This is a genomic window from Parabacteroides distasonis ATCC 8503 (assembly GCF_000012845.1).
GTDB lineage: Bacteria > Bacteroidota > Bacteroidia > Bacteroidales > Tannerellaceae > Parabacteroides > Parabacteroides distasonis.
Map to the genome: position 1 here is coordinate 3,791,540 of NC_009615.1, position 23,494 is coordinate 3,815,033.

Sequence of the window (23,494 nt, forward strand, 5' to 3'; positions counted from 1 at the left end):
TGACTTATGTTAATAGCTGTTTTTTAATTATTACGCCGTAAGTGTTTTATTCTATTGAAGGGTATATAGTATAAAAGGCTAAATAATAAAAAGGATCTATTACCATGTTTAAATGTAAACAGCTTTTAAGGCGAATATGTGTGGTTAGCTATGTTTTCTTGTTGTGTGGAGGTTTGGTAAATGCGTCAAATCTCGTTTCTAAGACCAATACCCTGATAGGGACTCAAGGTAATGGGTGGGCTTCCGGATATTTGTATCCGGGGGCTACCTATCCCTTCGGTATGGTACAGTTTACCCCGACTTATTTCACGAAACAACTAGGCTTTGTCATCAATCAATTGAGTGGTGCGGGATGCGATCATATGGGAAATTTCCCTACGCTTCCGATTGCCGGAGCTTTACGGGTTTCTCCGGATAGTATCTTGAATATGCAGACTCCGGTCGGCAAGGAGATCGGAACGGCCGGTTATTACGCAGCCACCGTAGATCATTCTATACGTGCGGAATTAACCGTTACGGAACGTACGGGTATGGCTCGTTATACGTTTTCTTCCAAGGAAAAGCAGGGTACCGTGATTATCGGAGGAGGAGTAGCCGCTACCCCTATCCAAGTAGCCGCTATTAAGATTACGGGTCCTCATAGTTGCGAGGGATATGCGGAGGGTGGTGCTTTCTGTGGAATCCCAACTCCCTATAAGGTTTACTTTGTGGCTGAGTTCGATGCGGATGCGGAGAGTTTTGGTACATGGAAGGAGGAGCGACTACATGCGAATCATACGTTTGCGGAAGGCAGTCACTCGGGGGTGTATTTTACTTTTCCGTTGAAAGAGGGGAATCAGGCGGTGCAGTATAAGATCGGTGTTTCTTATGTCTCGGTGGAGAATGCCCGAGAGAATTTGAGGGTTGAGAATCCCGCTTGGGACTTCTCTGCGGTCCGTCAGGCGACGCAAGATAAATGGAATGAATACCTCGGGAAGATAGAGGTAGAGGGAGATAACGAGGATCGCCAAATGCAATTCTATACGCATCTATATCGTTCATTAATCCATCCGAATGTTTGTAGCGACGTGAATGGGGAATATATGGGGGCGGATAGCCAAGTGCATAAGACAGCCCGAAAATTCTATACCTCTTTCAGTAATTGGGATACGTATCGTACGCAGACTGCTTTGATCGCTATGCTAGCTCCCGAGGAGACCTCGGATATCGTTATGTCTCATTACTTATTTGCCGAGCAATCCGGTGGTGGCTTCCCTCGTTGGGTACTGGCGAATATAGAGACAGGTGTTATGCAGGGGGACCCGACTCCGATTCTTGTAGCCAATGCGTATGCGTTTGGAGCTCGCAACTATGATCCTCGAACTTTACTGCGGACTATGCGTTATGGAGCAGAAGTGCCGGGGGCTAATTCCCAAGGTGTTTTGACTCGACCGGGCTTGGAACAGTATTTGGAGAAAGGGTATTACGACGCTTCGATCTTACTGGAATATACATCTTCTGATTTTGCGATTGGCCGTTTCGCCTTGCAAGCCTGCAATGATGAGCCGGTTTGTAATTGGTATACGCAACGGGCGATGAACTGGAAGAATCTTTTTAATAAGGAGACCGGTTGGTTGCAGTCCCGAAACGAGGATGGTTCGTGGAAACGTTATGATGCGGATTGGCGGGAATCGACATATAAGAATTATTTCTGGATGGTACCTTATGATTTGCAAGGGTTGATCGATAGTATAGGAGGAAAGGAAGCGGCGGAGAAGCGTTTGGATGAGATGTTCCGACGTTTGGACGCTAGTTATGGAGATGAATGGTTCGCCTCCGGTAACGAGCCTAGTTTCCAAATCCCTTGGATTTATAATTGGGCGGGGGCTCCTTATAAGGCGCAACAAGTGATCCGGCGTATACTGAACGAACAATATAGTAGTCGTGTGAACGGTTTGCCGGGCAACGACGATTTAGGATCGATGGGAGCATGGTATGTCTTTGCCAGTATCGGTTTGTTTCCAGAGATTCCCGGAGTGGGAGGTTTCTCTGTGAATAGTCCGGTATTCCGTAAGATTGTTTTACATTTGCCCGAGGGAGACGTGATTATCAAAGGGGGTGATGAGAAAAAAGAGTATATCCATTCCTTAAGTCTTGATGGAAAGAAGATGGAGGGCACTTGGATTGATTGGTCGGATTTATATCGGGGGGCGACCTTGGAATATAAATTATCCGGGAAGCCGGATAAGACGTGGGGAACTCGGATAGCTCCCCCTTCATATGGAAAATAAATATAACTTAATACTACGAATAACATGATTAAAGAAACATTATTAGTCTCTACTTTCGGCTTATTGGGATTGGTTACCGTAGCTTGCGGCTCTCAAAAGAAAGACCAGACGGCGGAAGCTGTATCGGAAACTATATCGGAAACAGCTTGGTGCTTGGACGGGTTTGAGCGTCCGACAGGAGTGAATCCGGTAATTAAGCCGTTACCAACTAAGTTTTATTGCCCGATGCGGGAAGATTCTGTAGCATGGGAGGAGAGTGACACATTTAATCCGGCGGCTACGATTTATGATGGGAAGATCGTGGTGATGTACCGTGCGGAAGATAACTCCGCTCAGGGAATCGGTTCCCGGACTTCCCGTTTGGGATATGCGACCTCTACTGACGGTATCCATTTCGAGAGGGATACGAAGCCTGCTTTTTATCCGGCTAAAGATAATCAAGCGGAGAACGAATGTCCCGGAGGTACGGAAGATCCTCGTATCGCTATGACCGAGGATGGTACGTATGTCTTGCTATATACGCAATGGAATCGTAAGGTGCCTCGTCTGGCGGTGGCGACCTCAAAGGATTTGAAACACTGGACGAAGTTCGGTCCGGCTTTTGAGAAAGCCTATAATGGCAAATTCAAGGATGAGGCGACTAAATCCGCATCGCTAGTCACGACTTTAAAGGGAGATAAGCAGGTCATTGCGAAAGTGAATGGCAAGTATTTCATGTACTGGGGGGAGAAGAATGTATATGCGGCTACCTCCGATAATTTAATAGATTGGGACCCACTGTTGGACGAGAATGGTGAGTTGCTTAAATTGTTCTCTCCTCGTTCCGGCTATTTCGATAGTCAGTTGACCGAATGTGGACCTCCCGCTATCTTGACAAAGGATGGCATCGTTCTGTTGTATAATGGTAAAAACGAACCGGGAGAAAAAGGGGATACCGCTTATCCTGCGAACTCTTATTGTGCCGGACAAGCATTGTTCGATGTAAATAACCCGACAAAATTGATCGGTCGTTTGGATAAGCCTTTCTTGCAACCGACGGATGATTTTGAAAAAAGCGGTCAATACCCTGCGGGTACCGTATTCGTGGAAGGTCTGGTCTATTACCGGAATAAATGGTATCTGTATTATGGCTGTGCCGATTCATTCGTGGCTGTGGCCGTATCGGATAAACAATTGAACTTCTAAGTGTCCAAAAGTAAATAAGATGAGAACTAATCGATGGCTTTTTAGTTTGGCGTGTATGCTTTCTGTGTTTGTGTGTGGCAATGCGCAGAAAACTCCTTCCCCTTTTCAAAGGGGTGATCGGGTTGTTTTTTTAGGCAATAGCATAACAGAGGGCGGACATTATCATTCTTATATATGGTTGTACTATATCACTCATTTCCCGGATATGCGGATGCGGATGTATAGCGCCGGTACCGGTGGTGACAGTTCTTGGGATATGTTGGAACGGATCGAGGAGGATGTATATGGTAAAAATCCGACGGTGGTTACGGCTACTTTCGGTATGAACGATAGTGGTTATTTCGAATATAACGGCGATAATCCTACGGCTTTCGTGGAGCAGCAAATGTATCGGGTAGATACGACCTTTCAGGCGATGCAGAAGATCATGAAATCTCACAAAGATACAAGGGTGATCATGATCGGTGGCACGCCGTACGATGAGACTTGGCAAAATAAGAAAAATAAGCCTTTTCTTGGAAAGAACGCTACGATCCAGAAAATCATCCGTCTGCAAAGAGAGGCGGCCGTGAAGAATGACTGGGCGTTCGTGGATTTCCACAACCCGGTATTGGAGGTGAACAGGGTACAGCAAGCGAAAGATCCGCGGTTTACCTTAATGCAAGGAGATCGGATTCATCCGGATAACCACGGTAATATGTTGATGGCCTATTTCTTCTTGAAGTCTCAGGGATTGGCGGGTAAACCGGTCGCTAAAGTTGATATCGATGCTTCCCGACGTGTGGTGCTGGCGAACGAGAATTGTTTCGTGAATGAATTGAAAGTATCAGACAAGGGTACGATCTCTTTTACCTATTTAGCGAAGTCTTTACCTTATCCGATGGATACGATCTCTCGGGGCTGGGAGAAAAAACATACGCAATATGAGGCGACCTTATACGCTCCGATTATGGAGGATCTTAATCAAGAGGTATTGCGGGTGGATGGATTGAAAGGTGCGTATAGGTTGGAGATAGACGGGGATTCAATTTCTACGTTTTCGGCCGAGGATTTGGCAAAAGGTATTAACTTAGCGGCGTTAACGAACACACCGCAATATCAGCAGGCCGTTCGGGTCATGCATTTGAATGAGGAACGTTGGAATATCGAGAAACGTTTCCGGGAATATGCGTGGACGGAATTTTATATCTTGAAGCGGAAGGGCATGTTATTTCAGGATAATATCGCCGCTATGGATACGTTAAGGGCGAACCTTCATACGAATATCTTCTTAGCCGGCCATCTGGATAACTACTCCAAGATGATGTATCCGGAGATCCGGGAGGCTTGGAACCAACAAATCGATATGTTGGTGGATCGTATGTATCAGATCGCCCAACCGAAGGTACGTAGAATAGAACTTATAAAAAAATGATACGACTAGTAAGAAATTTAAGATGGATAACGACTACGGCGTTATCGCTCGCGTTGGTGGGAACTGCCTGTTCCGGTCCGACCCGGACTATCGAGGAGGTTCATTTCTCTGATTATGTAAATCCCTTTATCGGGGCGAGTACGAATACGGAGGCGGCCGGTGCTTACCATGGCTTGGGGAAGACCTTCCCCGGTGCGACTACCCCTTTCGGTATGGTACAGGTAAGTCCGAATACGATTACGGGGGGCGACAATGGTTCCGGATATAGCTACGAGCATGAGACGATCGAGGGATTCGCCTTTACGCAGATGAGTGGTATCGGCTGGTACGGTGATCTGGGTAATTTATTGGTAATGCCTACCGTGGGCGATCTGCGCACGAACTCGGGAAAAGAGGGGGGCGTAGCCGGGTATCGTTCCCGGTATGATAAATCTTCCGAGGAGGCTAAGGCTGGATATTATAAGGTATTGCTTAGCGATTACCAGATACAAGCGGAAGCGACAGCGGCTCCTCATAGCGGTATGCTGCGATTCGTTTTCCCCGAGAATAAGCAGTCCCGCATCCAGTTGGACTTAGCCCGTCGTGTAGGAGGTACTTCTACGTATCAGGCGGTTCAAGTGATAGATGACCATACGATCGCCGGACGAATGGAATGTACGCCGGAAGGCGGAGGCTGGGGGAATGGTGAAGGTTCTTCCCGGTATACCGTGTATTTTTATGCGCAGTTCTCCAAACCGTTGAAAGATTATGGTGTATGGAGCGTGGATATTCCGGAAGGACAGGATCGTCATCGGGAATTCGTGGAGAGCCCGGCTTTCCAGACATTGACAGCGAACGCAAAGATTTCGGAGAGACCAAAGGCATATGAGGGCGAGCACCTCGGGTTCTTTACGGAGTTTGAGACCGAGGCGAATGAGGAGGTTCTTTTCAAGGCCGGTATTTCCTTTGTAAGCTTGGAGGGTGCGGAAAAGAACTTGAAAGCGGAGATCAAGGATTGGGATTTTGACGCGGTACGTTCTCGTGCCCGCTCGTTGTGGGATACGGCTTTGGCTAAGATGGATGTCAGCGGTGGAACGGATGAGCAGAAGGTGATCTTCTATACCTCCTTGTATCATACAATGATCGATCCGAGGATTTACACGGATGTGGATGGTCAATATATGGGCGCGGATGGAAAAGCGCATAAGTCGGATACGTTCACGAAACGTACGATCTTTAGCGGTTGGGACGTGTTCCGTAGTCAGATGCCTTTGCAAACGATTATTAATCCGGTATTGGTGAACGATTTGTTGAAGTCATTGACAACGATGGCAGAGGAGAGTGGCCGTGAGTACTATGAGCGCTGGGAGTTGTTGAACGCCTATAGCGGTTGTATGTTAGGAAATCCGGCTATATCGGTCTTGGCGGATGCCTATGCGAAAGGTATTTGTAGCTTGGATATGGAAAAGGCTTATCGGTATGCGGATAAAACCTCGAGAATGTTCGGGAATGCGGAGTTGGGCTATACCCCGAATCCGCAGAGTATCTCCAAAACCTTGGAGTATGCGTATACGGAATGGTGTATGTCTCAGTTGGCGAAATCATTAGGAAAACAGGAGGATGCGGTTTATTATGCGAAGTTGGCTCAGTCTTACCGGAATTTATATGATGCGGAGAAACATAGCTTCCGCCCGAGAGAAGCGAATGGCCGGTTTGAGGCTTGGCCGGAAGAGGGTAAGCTGAAGGAATGGTACGGCTGTATGGAATGCAATGAGCTGCAACAGGGGTGGTTCGTGCCTCACGATATTCCGGGTATGGTGGAACTGATGGGAGGAACGGAACGGGTGATTGCCGATCTGGATACGATGTTCGACAAGACACCTACGGATTTCCTGTGGAACGCTTATTACAATCATGCGAACGAGCCGGTTCATCATGTGCCTTTCTTGTACAATCATTTGGGACAGCCGTGGAAAACCCAGAAATGGTCTCGTTTCATTTGCGATAAGGCGTATAAGAATAAGGTAGAAGGCTTGGTTGGAAACGAGGATGTCGGTCAGATGTCCGCTTGGTATGTATTGGCGGCATGTGGTTTGTATCCGGTTTGTCCGGGAGATACTCGCTATGAGATATCCAGCCCGGTTTTTGAGAAGACCGAGATCCAGGTTGGTGAAGGGAATACATTTATCATACGAGCCAACCGAAATACCCCGGAAAACACCTATATCCAATCCGCTAAATTAAACGGGATGGATTATACGAGATGCTATCTTGATTATAAGGATATTATGAAAGGTGGCGTACTAGAATTGGAGATGGGGCCCGAGCCGAATACAAATTGGGGCGTGAATAATTAATCAGTAAATAAAATAACATGAAACTCAATACTTTTTATAAACAGGGGGCGGCTTTAGCCCTCTGTTTAACCCTCTCTTTTCCTGTTTTTGCGGAGAAAGACTTGGTACAATACGTAAATACTTTGCAAGGAACAAACTCGACTTACGAATTGAGTTGGGGAAATACCTACCCGACTACGGCGGTTCCCTATCCCATGAATAGCTGGTCTCCACAGACCGGGAAGAATGGTGATGGTTGGAAATACCAATACTCGGCCACTACGATCCGGGGTTTCCAACCGACGCATCAATGTAGCCCTTGGGTGGGAGATTACGGGGTATTCTCTTTGATGCCTGTACCGGAATTGGTTGTTGATGAGTCCAAACGGGCGACTCCGTTCTCTCATGATAAGGAAATTGCCAAGCCTCATTATTATAAGGTTACGTTGGAGAATGGTATTACCACGGAGTTCTCGCCAACTACCCGTTCCGCTCATTTCCGTTTTTCCTTTCCCGCGAAGGGAGACGCTTTTCTCGTACTGGATGGCTATACGAAAACCAGTCAGGTACAAATCGATGTAGCGAACCACCGGATCACCGGCTATGTACACAATGGGGCTTTCTCTCCGAAGACACATAAGAATTATTTTATCATTCAATTTGATAAGCCTTTCGTTAGCTATGGTACATGGGAGAATCGTAAGAATACGATCCAGAAGAATAATTTGAGTCGGGAAGGAGAAGGAATCGGTGCCTATGTACAATTTGCGAAAGGCTCTAAGGTACAGGCCAAGGTCTCTACCTCTTATATCAGTCCGGAACAAGCGGAGGTTACGATGACTCGTGAGCTAGGTAAGCACTCATCGGTAGAAGTGACGAAGCAAGCGGCTGCTGATGTATGGAACCAGCTATTGAATCGTGTGTTGGTGGAAGGTGGAACCGAGGAGGATATGAAAACCTTCTACTCCTGCATGTTCCGTGCCAATTTGTTTTCCCATAAGTTTTATGAGGAGAAAGAGGATGGTTCTCCTTACTACTATAGTCCGTACGATGAGAAGATTCATGATGGATATATGTTTACCGATAATGGTTTTTGGGACACTTTCCGTTCCCAGTTCCCGCTGACCAATATCTTGCACCCTACGATGCAGGGGCAATATATGCAAGCCTTGCTAGACGCTCAGGAGCAATGTGGATGGTTACCTTCTTGGTCGTTCCCGAGTGAGACCGGCGGGATGGTAGGGAATCACTCGATCTCTTTATTGACGGATGCTTGGGTGAAGGGTATCCGCACTTTCGATCCGGAGAAAGCCTTGAAAGCGTATGCGCATGAGGCGATGAATAAGGGACCTTGGGGCGGTGCCAACGGACGGGTTCGTTGGAAGGATTATTATCAGTTGGGATATATACCTTATCCGGAATCCATGGGATCTACGGCACAGACGTTGGAATATTGCTATGATGACTTTTGTGCGTATCAGTTGGCGAAAATGACTGGGAATAAGTTTTATGAGGAGGTCTTTGCCCGCCAGATTTATAATTACAAGAATGTGTACGATCCATCTGTCGGTTTTATGAGAGGTCGTAAATTGGATGGTAGTTGGGCGGATTTCGATGCTTTCGAATGGGGCGGTCCTTATTGCGAGGGGAATGCTTGGCATTACAATTGGTCGGTTTTCCATGATGTCCAAGGGTTGATCGATTTGACAGGAGGTGATGAGCGTTTCGTGGCGAAGATCGACTCTGTTTTCGCTTTACCCGGTATCGTGAAATATGGAACATACGGAACGAAAATTCATGAGATGCTGGAGATGGAATTGGCGAAGATGGGACAGTACGCCCAAGGTAATCAACCGATCCAGCATATGATTTACTTGTATAGTTACGCAGGCCAGCCTTGGAAGACGCAATATTGGATTCGTCAGGTGATGGATCGGTTATATAATAGCTCGGAAAATGGTTATCCGGGTGATGAGGATCAAGGCGGTATGTCTTCTTGGTACGTATTGAGCGCGTTGGGAATCTACAGTGTTTGCCCGGGGACGGATGAGTATGTATTGGGTAGCCCGAAATTCCGGAAAGCTACGATTACGATGGAGGATGGCAAGAAGTTCGTGATCGAGGCGAAAGGGAATAGTAAGGATAACGTATATATCCAAAACGCTACCTTGAACGGGAAGAGACATACACGTAATTATATCCATTACAGCGATATCGTGAATGGGGGCGTGCTGGAGCTTCAAATGGGCAATCAACCGGAGAAGACGAGAGGAACCGCGAAAGAGGATCGTCCTTTCTCGTTAAGTAAATAAGTTTTTGGCTGTAAAATCTGTATATTTGTCCCCGTAGTTCCTTGAAAACAAGGCTACGGGGAATTAATCATTAATGTTCACTGATATGAATTGGATGAAAAAGGTAGCGGTAGCGTTGGTTTGTTTGCTTCCGCTCGGTTTACAGGCGGCGAAGGTAGATACTTTGCAAGTGAAAAGTCCTTCGATGAATAAAAGTATAGAGGTAGTCGTGGTAAGTCCGGATGTGGCTGCGACGAAAGCGTGTCCGGTGATTTATTTGTTACATGGCTATGGCGGTAACGCTCGTACATGGGTCGGTATCAAGCCGGATCTATCTAAGATCGCTGATGAGAAGGGTATCTTTTTCGTATGCCCGGATGGTAAGAATACGTGGTATTGGGATAGCCCTTTGAACGCTGATGTACGGTATGAGACTTTCATCTCGGATGAGTTGGTGAAATACGTGGATTCCCATTATAAGACCGTGGCCGATCGTAAGGGACGTGCTATTACCGGCTTGAGCATGGGTGGACATGGCGCTATGTGGAATGGCCTTCGTCATAGCGATGTTTTCTCCGCTGCGGGAAGTACTAGCGGTGGCGTGGATATCCGCCCTTTCCCGAAAAACTGGGAGATGAGCGTACAAATAGGTGAGAAGGCAAAATATCCGGAAAACTGGGAGAAGTACACGGTTATCAATTTGGTTCCAACCTTGAGGAAAGACCAGATCGCTTTGATCTTCGATTGCGGTGACAGCGATTTCTTTTTGGAGGTGAATAAGAACTACCACGAGGCGTTATTAAAACAAGGCATCGACCACGACTTTATCACTCGCCCGGGTAATCATGATTCACAATACTGGAATAATTCTATTGATTACCAGATCCTCTTTTTCTGGAAGCATTTCTTGAAGATGAAGGCCTTGTGATAAGACCGTTTGGCGATTTGACATTCTGACATTTTGTAAACTGAAGTCCCGGAGAACCGATTTTTCCGGGACTATGTACGACTCGTTGCCAAATACGCAAGAAAAAAACAATAATTCGTTCATTGATAATACAATACCGAAAAACCGCCTTTCATTCTAGCGAAAATAATTCATCCTAATTCATATCCATTGACTTCTTCGGGCTATCCGATAGGGTTACGACTGGGTTCTAACCGGGTTACGATGCCTATTCACGACTACTGACAACCCTATTCGTGACTGTTTATAATGCCTAACGGCAGTATTGGCGTCGCCCAACGCGACTATACGTGTAGGCTTTCATCGCCTTTCGTGCCTGAAAACGGGAATATTCTCACTTAAAAGGGCGTTTTATTGCCCCTCCCGTCTACTGGTTGGATCGGTTTAAACGAACGCCTTGTCACGATTGGTGTTCGAGAAGAAGCATAAAGAAAGCCGAAGGCCGGTTTCTGTATCATGTCGGCAAAGGGGTCCGTTGTTAATGTAAGGAGTCATGTAGTGAGAGGAAAGAAGAAAGTTTCCCGCAGTTATACTCCATATGTACGCTAATTTTCGTACTTTTGCTTCTTGAATCTTGAATATACGAAAGCGATGAATTATCAGATAGATGCTCCGGGTTCCGCTATCCGGACTACCGTAAAGCTTCCCGCTTCTAAAAGTATCAGTAACAGGGCATTGATCTTGAATGCGCTAAGTTATAGCGCATACGATGTGGAGAACTTATCCGATTGCGATGATACAAATTTGATGGTAAAGGCATTAAACTCGAACGATCGGGATTTTAATGTGGGTGCGGCGGGTACGACGATGCGTTTCCTTACTGCTTTCCTCTCGAAGGTGGTGGGCGAATGGACGATTACGGGAACCGAACGCATGAAGAACCGTCCGATCAAGGTGTTGGTGGATGCGCTGAACGCTTTAGGCGCCCGGATCGAGTACATGGAGAAGGAGGGTTATCCCCCTTTGCGTATTTTCGGAAGCGCCTTGCAAGGCGGAGAGATCTCGCTACCGGGAAATGTTAGCTCTCAATATATATCCGCTATCTTGATGATCGCCCCGTTAACAGAAAATGGGGTTACGTTGCATTTGGAGGGCGCTATTATCTCTAGGCCCTATATCCATATCACCTTGCAATTGATGGAGCAATATGGAGTGAGAGCCTCTTGGACGGAGAATACGATCAAAGTACTTCCCCAAGAGTATAAGCCGATTCGTTTTACGGTGGAATCCGATTGGAGTGCCGCTTCTTATTGGTATGAGATCATGGCGTTATCGAAAAATGCTGAGATCGAATTGTTAGGTTTATTCAAGAATAGCTTGCAGGGAGATGCCGCCGGAGCGAAGTTGTTCGCTCAATTGGGAGTGGGCACTACTTATACGAAACGTGGAGTAGTGTTAAAGCATACTGGAAATATCTGTGAGAAGTTGGTTTATAACTTCGTGAATGAACCGGATTTGGCTCAAACCTTTGTGGTGACTTGCGTGTTATTAAATATCCCTTTCCGCTTTACGGGACTTCAATCATTGAAGATCAAGGAGACGGATCGGATCGAGGCATTGAAGACAGAGCTTCGTAAATTAGGTTATGTGTTGACGGATCGCAATGATAGCATCTTGGAGTGGAACGGTGAACGCAGGGAACCGGAGTCGCATCCGGTAATCGCCACTTACGAGGATCATCGGATGGCTTTGTCATTCGCTCCCGCCGCTTTGGTACGTCCCGAGGGGATAGAGATCGCCCACCCGCAAGTGGTCAGCAAGAGTTATCCCCATTATTGGGAAGATCTTAAGGCCGCTGGTTTCTCTATTAGGGAATCAGCCCTTTAATTTTCAGTTTTCAATTCTCAACTTTCAATTGAATTATGTGGTACATTGTCATAAGTCTTATAGGTCTGGGTGTCGTAGCCGCTATCGCCGGGTATTTCCGGAATAAGAAACTTCAGAAGATGCTGGAACGGGGGGAGATCTCGGAGATCCCCGAGGCACAGGAGATTCCGGAGGTTTGCTGCGGACAACATGAGACTTGCGAGCGGGATAGTTTATTAGCCGCCGTCAGCAAGAAAATCGAATATTATAACGATGAGGAACTGGATCGGTTCCAAGGAGTGGAAGCGGACGCTTACGATGAGGAAGCCGTTGAGGAGTTTAGTGAAGTGCTTTATACCCTCCGGGAAGTGGAGGTGGCCGGTTGGCTCCGTAGCCTGCAATTGCGGGGGATCAATTTGCCGGATGCCTTGAAGGATGAGGCATTCTTGATCATTGGCGAACGCCGTACTCATTAATTTAGGAAACGAATCATATGGATTTATTGCAATATGCCTTTTTTCAGAATGCCTTGATCGGGAGCTTGCTAACCGCTATCGCTTGTGGGATTGTCGGGACTTACATCGTATCCCGCCGGTTGGTATTTATCAGCGGAGGGATCACGCATGCTTCGTTCGGTGGTTTGGGCTTGGGTTTTTATCTGGGAACAAATCCGATCTTGATGGCGATGCTGTTCTCCATCCTCTCCGCTTTTGGCGTGGAGTGGGCGAGCAAGACGCAAAACGTAAGGGAGGATTCCGCTATAGCGGGCGTATGGTCGCTGGGTATGGCTTTGGGAGTGATCTTCATCTTCCTTACCCCGGGGTACGCCCCGAATCTATCCGCCTATCTATTTGGTAATATATTAACGATCTCTACGGCCGATATCTTATGGATTTTAGGGTTGGTGGTATTGTTGATACTCATATTCTCCCTTTTCCTCCGTGAGATTGTTTACGTGGCGTTCGATCGTGACTTCGCTGTCACGCAAGGCCTACCGGTAAAATGGATCGAGTATACGATGATGTGCTTTATCGCCATGACAATTGTTCTTTCGATCCGTTTGGTAGGGATTATGCTATTGATGAGTTTGCTGACCTTGCCTCAAATAACGGTAAACCTGTTTACTTCCGACTTCAAGAAGATCATATGGGGAAGTATCGCGATCGGCTTTCTGGGTTGCGTGTCCGGACTGGTTCTTTCTTATTTCCTGAACGTGCCTTCCGGTGCGTTTATCATCTTGTTTTTGGTGGTCCTCTTTTTGGCCTTGAAAGCAATAAAACCGTTGTTACGGCGTTAATTAAAGAATGAAAAAAGGGTTTTACTACATAGTGGCGTTATTAACGGTACTCTTGCTTTGGTCGTGCAGCACGAAGAAGAACACGAAAGCGAGCCGTTTTTATCATGCCTTTACGACCCGTTATAATATTTATTTCAATGGAAAACAAGCGTTTGACGAGGCACTGAAAAGCCAACAGGACGGATATAAAGAGAACTATTCCGACAGGATCTATATGTATCCGATTAGCGCCCAGCCTAAAGACAAAGCCGAGCCGGGCGGCCCTTTCGACCGGACGATCGAGAAAAGTAATAAAGCTATTAAGCTACACTCCATAAAAGCGAAACCGGCCAAGAAACCGGGCTGGCGGAATAATCCCAAACTACGTGCTATCCAAGAACAAGAGGAGTATAACCCTTTCTTAAAGAATAGTTGGCTGATCATGGGACAGGCGCAATTCTACAATGCCGATTTCCTGCAAGCCTCCGCTACCTTTTCCTATATAGCCCGTCATTACGCGAAGGACGAGGAGGTCGTGGCCGAGGCCCGTTTGTGGCAAGCCCGTTGTTATTCCGAGATGGGTTGGTTCTATGAATCCGAGGATATCTTGGATAAGATGAACAAGAACGGTATTCCTGCTTCCGTCTTGAAGCAATATGCGGCGGTGTATGCCGATTATTTGATCAAGAACGGGCAGTTCGAGGATGCCATCCCTTATCTGAAGACCGCTATCAAGGCGGAGAAAAACCGGAAGCAACGTACCCGGATGAAGTATCTTTTGGGACAAATCTATGCGGATCAAGAATTAGATGGCTTGGCTTATAAGACCTTTGGTGAGGTAGCCCGTTCGAATCCTCCGTATGAGTTGGAATTTGCCTCACGTATCCGTCAGACAGAAGTATTCTCGGGTACGAATTACTTGAAAGTGGTGAAGATGCTCGAGAAAATGGCGAAAAGCCAGAAGAATAAGGATTATCTGGATCAAGTATACTATGCTTTAGGAAATGTATACCTCAGCCGGGAAGATACGGTGAATGCCATAAAGAACTATCAACTCGGTATCGATAAGAGTACATTGAATGGAATGGATAAGGCGATCTGCCAGATAAAGCTGGGAGATATCTATTTTACGATGCGGGATTACGTGAAAGCGCAACCTTGCTTTAGCGGAGCCTTAGCCGGAATTCAAAAGGAATACAGGGATTATGAACGGGTTTCTAAATTGTCGGCGATTCTGGATGAATTGGTCGTGCATGTAGAAGCGGTCCATCTTCAAGACAGTTTGCAAGCCTTGGCTAAATTGCCGGAAGCGGAGCGGTTAGCGATTATCGATAAGAAGATTGAGGAGGTAAAGAAAGAGGAGGAAGAGGCGAAAGCCTTGGCTGAGAAGGAGGCTTATCTGGCCGAGCAGGAAGCGAAAGGCACCGGAATCGACCGTCCCGGTACGGAAACCAATGCTGTTGTCTTGCCGAATGCGTCCGGTGGAGCGTCTTTCTATTTCTATAATCCTCAGACCGTAGCGCAAGGAAAGACACAGTTCCAGCGTAAATGGGGACGTCGTCCGTTGGAAGATCACTGGCGCCGCCGTAAGAAGGAACTCTCTACCTTTAATGAGAATCTGGATGAGGAGATGCTGGCCGAGGGAGATTCCACCCAAATGGTAGGGCCGGACGGTGAGCCGTTGCCGACCGATTCGATAGGCGGTGACCTGTCGGCTGTTGCCGCCGATGATCCGCATACCCGTGAGTATTACCTACAGCAGCTACCTTTCACGCAAGAGGATATAGACGCTTCTAACATTATTATTATAGACGGTCTTTACAATATGGCGATGATCTATAAGGATAAGTTGGAGGATATCCCCTTATCTGTCGAGGCATTCGAGAATTTGGAACGCCGTTTCCCGGATAATGAGCACCGTTTGGAGAGCTATTATCAAGTATATTTGATGGCCCTGAAAACTGGAAATACAGTGTTGGCTACCGAGTATAAGAATAAACTAATGAACGCCTTCCCGGAAAGCGATTATGCGGTAGCTGTGGCTGATCCGAATTACGAGTATAATATCCGCATGATGGATGTGGTACAAGACTCGATCTATCAAGCTACTTACGACCGTTATCTGGAGAGCGATACAGCGTATGTACGTAAGAGTTTCCGGTACGTAAGCGAGAAATATCCATTGGCTACATTGATGCCTAAATTCATGTTCTTGGATGCGTTATCATATGTGCAGGCCGGGGATGCGGAAGGCTTTAAGAATGCCTTGAAAGCGCTGGTCGAGAAGTATCCGAACGCAGATGTCACGGAACTGGCCGGGGAGATGTTGAAAGGTGTTCTTCGGGGACGTGCCTTGGTGCAGGGCGGTGTGAAAGGTATGAGTTGGAACTTACGATTCGGTTTGGGCGAGGATGGTATGTTATCTGCCGAGGATTCGGCCCGTGTATTTAATCCGGAACGGAATACGCCTTATCAGATGCTTTTGGTATATCCTACGGGTAGCGTAGATCAGAATCAGTTGCTATTCGCTGTCGCCGCTTATAACTTTGCGAACTTCATGGTGAAAGAGTTTGATTTGGCTTTGGAGCAGGCCGGCCCGATCAGTATGCTGGCGATTAAAGGATTTATTAGTTTTGATGAGATTATCCAATATTATAAGATGATATACGGTAAGGATGGTTATGCTACGGCCTTGAATAAAGCGGTTGCCGTGTTACCGATCTCTGATGATAATTATGAGACCTTGATGCGTGGCAAGACCTTGGATGAATATATCACCTTCTTCGATGAGAGCTTCGGTGAGGAATTACCGGATCTGGCAGGTCGTTGGAAAGCCCGTATGGAAGCCGCTAAGGAGGAGGAGGCGACTGAAGATGAAATGATCACGGAGGAAGAAGCCGAAGTGCCGGAAAAGGCAGATGAATTGAAACCAGAAGTTGAACCAGAAAAACAACCTGTTACAGAGCCGGAGGAGGAACAACGGTCTGTTCAAGAACCTGTCCGACAGCTTGCTATGCCAGTCGTCCCGGATACGATTGAGGTCCCTGCGTTTGACAAACCGGAAATCCAGCCTGTCGATACCCTTCGTAAGGATACGGTTCCTGTTGTTCAGCCGGCGGTTGAGGATCAAGGCATGACCTTGAAAGAAATCCAAGAGATCCGTAAACGGGAAGCTGCCGAAGAAGAAGCCCGCAAGGAAGAGGCTCGTAAGGCTTTCGAGGCTCAGCAAAAGGCGGATAAGGAATTACGTGAGCAGAAAGCGAAAGAACAGGAAGAACTTCTCAAGAAGCAAGCGGAGGAAGAACGTGCCCTGTTGAAAGCGAAGGCTGATCGAGAGAAACAGTTGGAAGCTGATCGCAAGGCTAAGCTGAAACAAGCGGAAGCGGATCGTAAGGCGAAACTGAAAGCTCGTGAGGACCTTCGTAAGGAAAAAGAACGTGCTTATAAGCAACGCTTGAAACAGAAGGAAAAAGAGCGCAAGGAGAAGGAACGCTTATACAAGCAAAAATTGAAAGAGAAGGAAAAAGCCCGCAAGGAAGCCTTGCGGGAAAAGGAAAAGGTAGCCCGGGAAAAGGCCCGGAAGCGTTAATTGCATTAGATATTAATAGGTAAGAATTTCCAATCCTGTCTCTGTCATCAAGAAGGTATGTTCCCATTGGGCGGAGGGTAGTTCATCCTCGGTGATGACCGTCCAACCGTCTTCCTCGTCGATAAATACTTTCCAAGTACCCATGTTAATCATAGGCTCGATCGTAAAGACCATACCCGGAACTAAAAGCATCCCAGTTCCTTTTCGTCCGAAATGACAAACTTCCGGTTCCTCATGGAATTCCAGACCGACGCCATGTCCGCATAAATCCCGTACGACAGAGAATCCGTTTTTCTCCGCATGCTTTTGAATAGCGTTGCCTATATCACCGACGAATCCGAACGGCTTCGCCGCTTTCATACCGATCTCCAGACATTCCTTGGCGACCTGTACCAATTTCTGCTTTTCCGGAGATACGTTCCCGATCATGAACATGCGGGACGCATCCGAATAATAACCATCTAAAATCGTTGAGACATCCACATTAATAATATCACCGTCTCTTAGGATCTCCTTCTCACTGGGAATACCGTGACAAACGACCTCGTTGATAGAGGTACATACACTTTTAGGGAACCCCTCATAGTTTAAGGGGGCTGGAATCGCTCCATGCCCTACCGTATAATCATACACCAATTTATCGATAACAGCTGTAGACATACCTTCTTTAATCTCCTTCTGGATTAAGTCCAGCACCCCTGTATTGATCACGCTACTTCTGCGGATGCCTTCAATCTGCTCTGGAGTCTTGATAAGCTTGCGGGTGGGTACTAAATGTCCTTTATTTTGGATATATAGGATTTTCTTGTCTAATTCGGTGAGAGGTTGCCCCTTGATAGGCTTCCAATTGTTTACTGTTCTACGTGACATATTAATTCATTTTACTCAAAATGTAGTGTAAAGGTATGACTTTTTAAGATACCCTGTCCTGTAGATACTCTTTATTTATCCAAATAGCTCTTCTTGAAGATATCTATACAAAGAAGGAATAAGGATAATAACAACGGCCCGAAGATGATCCCCATAAATCCGAATAAGGACAACCCGATTACGACTCCGAAGACGGTGATTAACGGATGTATATCCGCCAACTTCTTTTGTAGGATAAAACGAATCAGATTATCGACGTTCGTAATGACAAGCAAGGCATAAATAGCCAATCCCAAGGCATGTACCCAATCTCCGTTTAAAGCCATATAAGCCGCCAACGGAACCCAGACCAATGCGGTCCCTACAATGGGAATGATCGTAGCGATACAAGTGAGAAACCCAAATAACAGCGGATCGGGAGTCTGAAAGATAAAGTAACCGATCACCGCTACGATACCTTGTATAACCGCCAAAAGAGGGATACCTATGGCGTTTGATTTTACGATCATATTGATCTCGTTGAGTACCTCATCCTTGTTTTGATCACTGAAGGGGAATAAGGTGTATAGATAGTTTTCCATTTTTCTTCCGCCTATCAACATGAAGTACAGAATGAAAATCAAGACGACGACATTTACGGCGAAACTGCTTATGCTACCCACTAAAAACTGTCCGATTTGTGGGAGTATAGAGGCCACTTTTAATAAGTTTCCTCTATCCAGTACATCAAACCCGGTCTTTTCCTGAACTAGATCCGCTATATGTTGGCCTGTATTTAGCAGTACAGTCGGGTCTAAATTAATATTTTGAGTTTTGTTGATTACCAACCAGATCGCCAATGTGATTGGGATTAAGAAACATAAGATTGTTTCCCCCAGTAACAGTAAAGCTGCAAAAGCCGGTCTCATATTTAGCTTTTCTGTCAGATGGAACATCTGTCCACGCAGCAATATATAGATGGTGAATGCTCCAAGTATACCTCCAAGAAACGGGGTAATCTTAAAAAATAGAATTACCCCTAGTCCTAATATAATGGTGATCAATGAGTATCTCCAGTAATGTTCTTTTACGTTTTCCATATACATTCATGCCCTTATTTATCTAAAAACAAGATAGGAGAAGTCATTGTTTATTGGATTTCTTATTCTTTGGAGAGCCGTTTACCTTCGATGAAGGTCTCTTGAATCTCTATATCGTTGTTGAAAATGATGATATCGGCATCCTTTCCTTTCTCCAATGTTCCTTTACGGTCTAAAAGACCCATTAGGCGGGCTGGGCTTTCGGAAGCCATACGAACAGCGTCGTGCAATGGAATTTCCGCTTTCTCGACTAGGGTACGGATCAAACGGATTCCGGTAGCTATACTTCCCGCGATAGCTGAGCGATCGGCTAATTTACATACGCCTTCCTCGATAATTACCCGGGAGTCCGGAAAATGTTCCGTACCGTTATCGCAAGCGGCGGCGGCCATTGCGTCCGTGATTAAGGACGTACGTTCTACCCCTTTGATTTGATATACCAACTTTAAGATTGCCGGCGGTACGTGGATACCATCGGCTACAACTTCAACGGTCATATCTTTCATGAGATAAATACCTTCTACCGTTCCTTCATGTTTATACTCACGGTCTTTATGGACGGAAGTCATGGCATTGTAGAAGTGGGTAGCATGGGTGAATCCGGCTTCGTATGCTTTTTTCACTTGGAGATAATCGGCTGTGGTGTGGGCTAGTGAAACCAACACACCATGAGCTGACGCATATTTACCGAATTCCAAAGCCCCGTCAAGCTCGGGGGCGGCGCTCCAGCGTTTAACACATTGGGTACTGTTTAGTAATTCCTTATATTCTTGGGGATCGGGCGGGTAAATATAATTAGGGTCTTGTCCGCCTTTCATAGCCATATTCAAATAGTTGCCTTCGAGATGTAATCCCATGATGCGGGCTCCCTGTTCCGGGTGGTTCATGATGTGCTCGCAGGTCTTGATCGCTTCCCGGAAGGTATCGATAGGGGCAGCTGCCAATGTAGGATATAAAGCCGTTGTTCCCTGTAAAGCATGTGCTCTTGTGATCGCATAGAACGCTTTCGGGGTAGCTTCCGTGAAATCATGTCCGTTGCCGCCGTGTACATGCGTGTCGATACAGCCGGGAGCCACATAATATCCTTTTGCGTCGATGATCTCCGCATGAGGAATCTCCCGGTTTTGCCCGGTGATCTCCACTATTTTCCCATCCGAGATGATGATTTGCCCGTTTGGTAGGAGACCCGAAGGAGTTAATACTTTTGCGTTTATGATTTTAAGAAATGCGCTTTCCATATATCTTGTTTTTAGTCTTTTGGAATCAGTAATAAGTTATCCTTATAGGACAACGGGGGATTATATTGGATTTCCCGGTTGCCCCTCGGGGTAGCGGATCGTAAGAGCGGTGACTGGCCGGTTATCTCGTAAATAGCTTGTCCTAATAAAGGATCCTTCAAATCTCCGAATTCAGCTAGATCACTCTTGAATTCATCGATAGCTACATCGGGATGAAATCCGTCTTCATAATCAGCTTCCCGATCCTTATTATAAATATGGAAAGTGACGGGAGAAAGTATCCAGCCATATTTTTTAGATTCATTGTAGATCGTCATACCGACGGTCTTGCCAAAAGTCTGCTTACCGATAACCCGAACGTCTAGATAAGATCGTAGCGAGTTAATGATAAGTTCGGAGGCAGAAGCCGTAGTTGAACCTGTCAAAACAAATAGCCGTTGTAGGTTTAAGTTTCCCGCCATGACCTCGGTCGTTTTGAGCAAAGGTAAGGTCTCATTTTTATTGGAGTTTTTATCGTTATACTCCATGATACATAAAGGTTCTCCTAAAACGTTTTCACGGACTAATAGCGAAGCCAGTAATTGGGCGCAATTGACAAGCCCACCCCCATTATAGCGTAAATCAAGTACGAACTCATTGACGTTGCGACTTTTGAATTTTTCGAAGAGTTGTTGCAAATAAAGATTATAACTAGTGTCGCTATAATCGTATTCATCCGGTCCGGAGGCGAAATGGTTGTACATCAAATAGCCGATTCGCTTATTGCCATATGTGTATACGGAATCTTTTAGGAATGGGCTGTCTTCTACCGTTCGGGATGCGTTCAAGGTAACTCTTCGGGTGGAGACGAATCCCTTGGTGTTTCCTGTTTCTTTTCCTAGTTGGAGGGATACGCTGCCTCCGCTTCTCAACACATCATAGTCTTGGATAGAACCCAAGGAGCCGTTTACGCCAAGTATCCAGTCTCCCCGTTTCAATCCGGCTTCTTCGGCGGGTGAATCCTTTAATACATAAAGGACAATGGCTATTTTATAGGTACTGCCTCCGTCTTTAAGGTTGGAAGTCGCGAAATCGAATCCGTATGAGTTGTTCGCGTCGTAAATGCTCTTTGTTACGGTCGCTTTCTCTAATTGGGAGAAGTAATGATGGCCATCAGAAAGCTCTTTCCCGTCTTTATCGGATAACAGGCCCTTGAAGAAGCTCTCCGGATCAAGACTAAAGTCCAAGGAACTTTTATCCGGTAACTCGGAATACCAAAGATAATTCTCTCGCATCGTTTGCTCGATCCATTGATTTACTTCATTGTCGGTTGCCGGAATATCGATATCATCTTTCTCGCAAGCGGAGAATGCTAAAAGGCCAAGGATAACGATCGTATAATACTTATAATTCATAGTGGATATATATTAAAAACAGCCCTTCTCTCAATAACGGAAAAGGGCTGTTGATATTGTTAAGGACAAATATACGCTATATTTTCTTCTCGATAACCGCTTGAACAACATTTAATACATAATCGCCCAGCTTTTCACTTTCACTAACCATGTCCATGTAATAAACGCCATCTTGATATTGGTACAGCTTATTGTTGATATCTTCGATATTCCGGCTCTTCAACTGGTTACGGTAGTTGTTGATCTCGTTCTCTATGTTATAAGAAGGATTGATATCATCATGTACGAGTTCCGGTTTATGCAAAATTAGGTTCATGCGATTTAACGCCCCGGATACCAGCTCGAACATATGATCCAAGTGCTTGTTTTGCTCCTCCGTGAATTCGGATTTGAACTCGTTTCTGCGTTTGATACTTCGGGCAAGGTTATTACAAGAATCCGCTATACTCTCGATTTCCGAGACGGCACGTAGCATGATACGGATTTCTTCCTTACTTTCAGAACTCAAACGGCCTTCCGATACTTCAGTCAAGTAATTTGCGATCTCGATCTCCATGCGGTCGCTGATATTCTCGTATTTCTCGATGCGGCTATAAGTCTTGAGGAAGGTCTCCTCATTCTTCTCGTAGAATAATTCTTTCACCATATTAAACATCCTAGCCGTACGCTCGGCGAATAATGAGATTTCTTTATGCGCTTGCAGGATAGAAAGCTCGGCGGTGGATAACATACCTCCCGTGATATAGCGAAGGCGGTATTCCTCGTCTTCCACCTTGGGCTTGATAAGCGTACATACGGTCTTTTCGATCAAGCTTACGAACCAGATCATAATGAAAGTATTACTGATATTGAATGCTGTGTGGAACGCTGCCAGTTTAAAGGATACCGCCACAGCCGGATCACTGACCTTCATTACATGGGTAACAAACCATGAGACGGCATTCGTGAAAGGGTAGAAGAGCACCAAAACCCACATGACACCGAAAACGTTGAAAACAAGGTGCGCTAACGCGGCTCGTCGTGCTTGTGTGTTTCCGGTTAATGCGGCTAAGTTGGCCGTAATCGTGGTTCCGATATTCTCGCCTAATACCAAAGCGACTCCCAAATGATAATCGATCCAGCCGTTGGCGCACATAATCAATGTAATAGCCATCGTGGCAGCGGAGGCTTGTACGATCATGGTTAAGATCGCTCCGATAAATAAGAACAAGATGATGGAGAAAAATCCCATATCCGTATAATTCTGCACGAAAGCCAGCATCTCCGGATTCGCTCCGAGGTCCGGGGCGTTTGCCTTTAAGCTTTGAAGCCCCATGAACAGGAACGCGAAACCAAAGACAAATTCACCAATTGATTTACGAGAGCTTTTTCCTGAGAAGAAGAGTGGGAGAGCGAAAGCTAAAAGGGGAAGGGCGAATGCGGCGATATCGACCTTGAAACCGAGGGCGGAGATAAGCCATGCCGTTACCGTGGTTCCGATGTTGGCACCCATAATGACTCCGATGGATTGGGTCAATGTCAAGAGTCCGGCATTCACGAAACTCACGACCATAACCGTCGTAGCCGATGAGGATTGGATGAGAGCCGTTATTAACACGCCGGTGAGCACACCGGTCACTCTGTTTGTGGTCATCGCGGTTAGTATTCGACGTAAACTGTCACCCGCAAATTTTTGTAACCCTTCACTCATGATCTTCATTCCGTACAAGAACAGCGCCAAGGAGCCGATCAGCCGGAGAAAATCAAAAAAAGAATAGTCCATTTAAATTACGTTTAAGTGGATTGTATATCCGATTAATA

At 46.1% G+C, this 23,494-nt stretch carries 15 protein-coding genes; 10 read left to right on the forward strand and 5 right to left on the reverse strand.

Features of this window, described 5'->3' with window-relative positions; translation table 11 throughout:
• The first annotated feature begins 104 nt into the window (after window positions 1-104).
• The 10 genes from BDI_RS15680 to BDI_RS15725 all read left to right on the forward strand — a co-directional run bounded on the left by BDI_RS15680 (window position 105) and on the right by BDI_RS15725 (window position 17,113).
• Window positions 105-2,270 (forward strand): GH92 family glycosyl hydrolase, encoded by a 2,166-nt coding sequence (locus tag BDI_RS15680; RefSeq protein ID WP_011967173.1) that lies wholly within the window; start codon window positions 105-107, stop codon window positions 2,268-2,270.
• A gap of 24 nt (window positions 2,271-2,294) precedes the next feature.
• A complete protein-coding gene (locus BDI_RS15685; RefSeq protein ID WP_011967174.1) occupies window positions 2,295-3,455 on the forward strand; it encodes a glycoside hydrolase family 130 protein in 1,161 nt (386 codons plus the stop codon).
• Window positions 3,456-3,474: 19 nt separating this feature from the next.
• A complete protein-coding gene (locus BDI_RS15690) occupies window positions 3,475-4,869 on the forward strand; it encodes an SGNH/GDSL hydrolase family protein (protein WP_011967175.1) in 1,395 nt (464 codons plus the stop codon).
• Window positions 4,866-7,205, forward strand: coding sequence for a GH92 family glycosyl hydrolase (locus tag BDI_RS15695; RefSeq protein ID WP_011967176.1), 2,340 nt, complete (start codon window positions 4,866-4,868; stop codon window positions 7,203-7,205). Before BDI_RS15690 ends, BDI_RS15695 begins: the two co-directional genes overlap by 4 nt.
• A 17-nt stretch (window positions 7,206-7,222) precedes the next feature.
• The gene (locus BDI_RS15700; protein ID WP_008773066.1) at window positions 7,223-9,496 is read left to right on the forward strand and encodes a GH92 family glycosyl hydrolase; all 2,274 of its coding nucleotides are present in this window, start codon (window positions 7,223-7,225) and stop codon (window positions 9,494-9,496) included.
• A gap of 85 nt (window positions 9,497-9,581) precedes the next feature.
• Window positions 9,582-10,403 (forward strand): alpha/beta hydrolase, encoded by an 822-nt coding sequence (locus tag BDI_RS15705; RefSeq protein ID WP_009275209.1) that lies wholly within the window; start codon window positions 9,582-9,584, stop codon window positions 10,401-10,403.
• A 630-nt stretch (window positions 10,404-11,033) separates the two neighbouring features.
• Window positions 11,034-12,269, forward strand: coding sequence for a 3-phosphoshikimate 1-carboxyvinyltransferase (locus BDI_RS15710; RefSeq protein WP_009275210.1), 1,236 nt, complete (start codon window positions 11,034-11,036; stop codon window positions 12,267-12,269).
• A 35-nt stretch (window positions 12,270-12,304) separates the two neighbouring features.
• Window positions 12,305-12,724: a hypothetical protein gene (locus BDI_RS15715; RefSeq protein WP_005860099.1), complete on the forward strand. Its 420-nt coding sequence runs from the start codon at window positions 12,305-12,307 to the stop codon at window positions 12,722-12,724.
• 17 nt (window positions 12,725-12,741) lie between these two features.
• A complete protein-coding gene (locus BDI_RS15720) occupies window positions 12,742-13,545 on the forward strand; it encodes a metal ABC transporter permease (RefSeq protein WP_005863493.1) in 804 nt (267 codons plus the stop codon).
• Window positions 13,546-13,552: 7 nt separating this feature from the next.
• Complete coding sequence (locus tag BDI_RS15725; protein WP_009275211.1) at window positions 13,553-17,113, forward strand: tetratricopeptide repeat protein; 3,561 nt, start codon at window positions 13,553-13,555, stop codon at window positions 17,111-17,113.
• Between the two features lie 12 nt (window positions 17,114-17,125).
• On the opposite strand, the gene map is transcribed toward BDI_RS15725, so the two are convergent.
• From map to BDI_RS15750, 5 genes are all read right to left on the reverse strand, one after another.
• The gene (gene map, locus BDI_RS15730; RefSeq protein ID WP_005860093.1) at window positions 17,126-17,983 is read right to left on the reverse strand and encodes a type I methionyl aminopeptidase; all 858 of its coding nucleotides are present in this window, start codon (window positions 17,981-17,983) and stop codon (window positions 17,126-17,128) included.
• A gap of 71 nt (window positions 17,984-18,054) precedes the next feature.
• On the reverse strand, window positions 18,055-19,068 hold the full coding sequence (locus BDI_RS15735) for an AI-2E family transporter (RefSeq protein WP_005860091.1): 1,014 nt from the start codon (window positions 19,066-19,068) through the stop codon (window positions 18,055-18,057).
• A gap of 56 nt (window positions 19,069-19,124) precedes the next feature.
• On the reverse strand, window positions 19,125-20,300 hold the full coding sequence (gene nagA, locus BDI_RS15740; protein ID WP_005860089.1) for an N-acetylglucosamine-6-phosphate deacetylase: 1,176 nt from the start codon (window positions 20,298-20,300) through the stop codon (window positions 19,125-19,127).
• A gap of 11 nt (window positions 20,301-20,311) precedes the next feature.
• On the reverse strand, window positions 20,312-21,694 hold the full coding sequence (locus tag BDI_RS15745) for a S41 family peptidase (RefSeq protein WP_005860087.1): 1,383 nt from the start codon (window positions 21,692-21,694) through the stop codon (window positions 20,312-20,314).
• Window positions 21,695-21,770: 76 nt separating this feature from the next.
• Window positions 21,771-23,456: a Na/Pi cotransporter family protein gene (locus BDI_RS15750; RefSeq protein WP_005860085.1), complete on the reverse strand. Its 1,686-nt coding sequence runs from the start codon at window positions 23,454-23,456 to the stop codon at window positions 21,771-21,773.
• Window positions 23,457-23,494 lie beyond the last annotated feature (38 nt).

Coding starts and splice junctions, on each gene's coding strand:
- BDI_RS15745 (WP_005860087.1), bottom strand. CDS start 21,694: ATGAATTATAAGTATTATACGATCGTTATCCTTGGCCTTTTAGCATTC.
- BDI_RS15695 (WP_011967176.1), top strand. CDS start 4,866: ATGATACGACTAGTAAGAAATTTAAGATGGATAACGACTACGGCGTTA.
- BDI_RS15690 (WP_011967175.1), top strand. CDS start 3,475: ATGAGAACTAATCGATGGCTTTTTAGTTTGGCGTGTATGCTTTCTGTG.
- map (WP_005860093.1), bottom strand. CDS start 17,983: ATGTCACGTAGAACAGTAAACAATTGGAAGCCTATCAAGGGGCAACCT.
- BDI_RS15705 (WP_009275209.1), top strand. CDS start 9,582: ATGAATTGGATGAAAAAGGTAGCGGTAGCGTTGGTTTGTTTGCTTCCG.
- BDI_RS15750 (WP_005860085.1), bottom strand. CDS start 23,456: ATGGACTATTCTTTTTTTGATTTTCTCCGGCTGATCGGCTCCTTGGCG.
- BDI_RS15715 (WP_005860099.1), top strand. CDS start 12,305: ATGTGGTACATTGTCATAAGTCTTATAGGTCTGGGTGTCGTAGCCGCT.
- BDI_RS15680 (WP_011967173.1), top strand. CDS start 105: ATGTTTAAATGTAAACAGCTTTTAAGGCGAATATGTGTGGTTAGCTAT.
- BDI_RS15725 (WP_009275211.1), top strand. CDS start 13,553: ATGAAAAAAGGGTTTTACTACATAGTGGCGTTATTAACGGTACTCTTG.
- BDI_RS15735 (WP_005860091.1), bottom strand. CDS start 19,068: ATGTATATGGAAAACGTAAAAGAACATTACTGGAGATACTCATTGATC.
- nagA (WP_005860089.1), bottom strand. CDS start 20,300: ATGGAAAGCGCATTTCTTAAAATCATAAACGCAAAAGTATTAACTCCT.
- BDI_RS15710 (WP_009275210.1), top strand. CDS start 11,034: ATGAATTATCAGATAGATGCTCCGGGTTCCGCTATCCGGACTACCGTA.
- BDI_RS15720 (WP_005863493.1), top strand. CDS start 12,742: ATGGATTTATTGCAATATGCCTTTTTTCAGAATGCCTTGATCGGGAGC.
- BDI_RS15685 (WP_011967174.1), top strand. CDS start 2,295: ATGATTAAAGAAACATTATTAGTCTCTACTTTCGGCTTATTGGGATTG.
- BDI_RS15700 (WP_008773066.1), top strand. CDS start 7,223: ATGAAACTCAATACTTTTTATAAACAGGGGGCGGCTTTAGCCCTCTGT.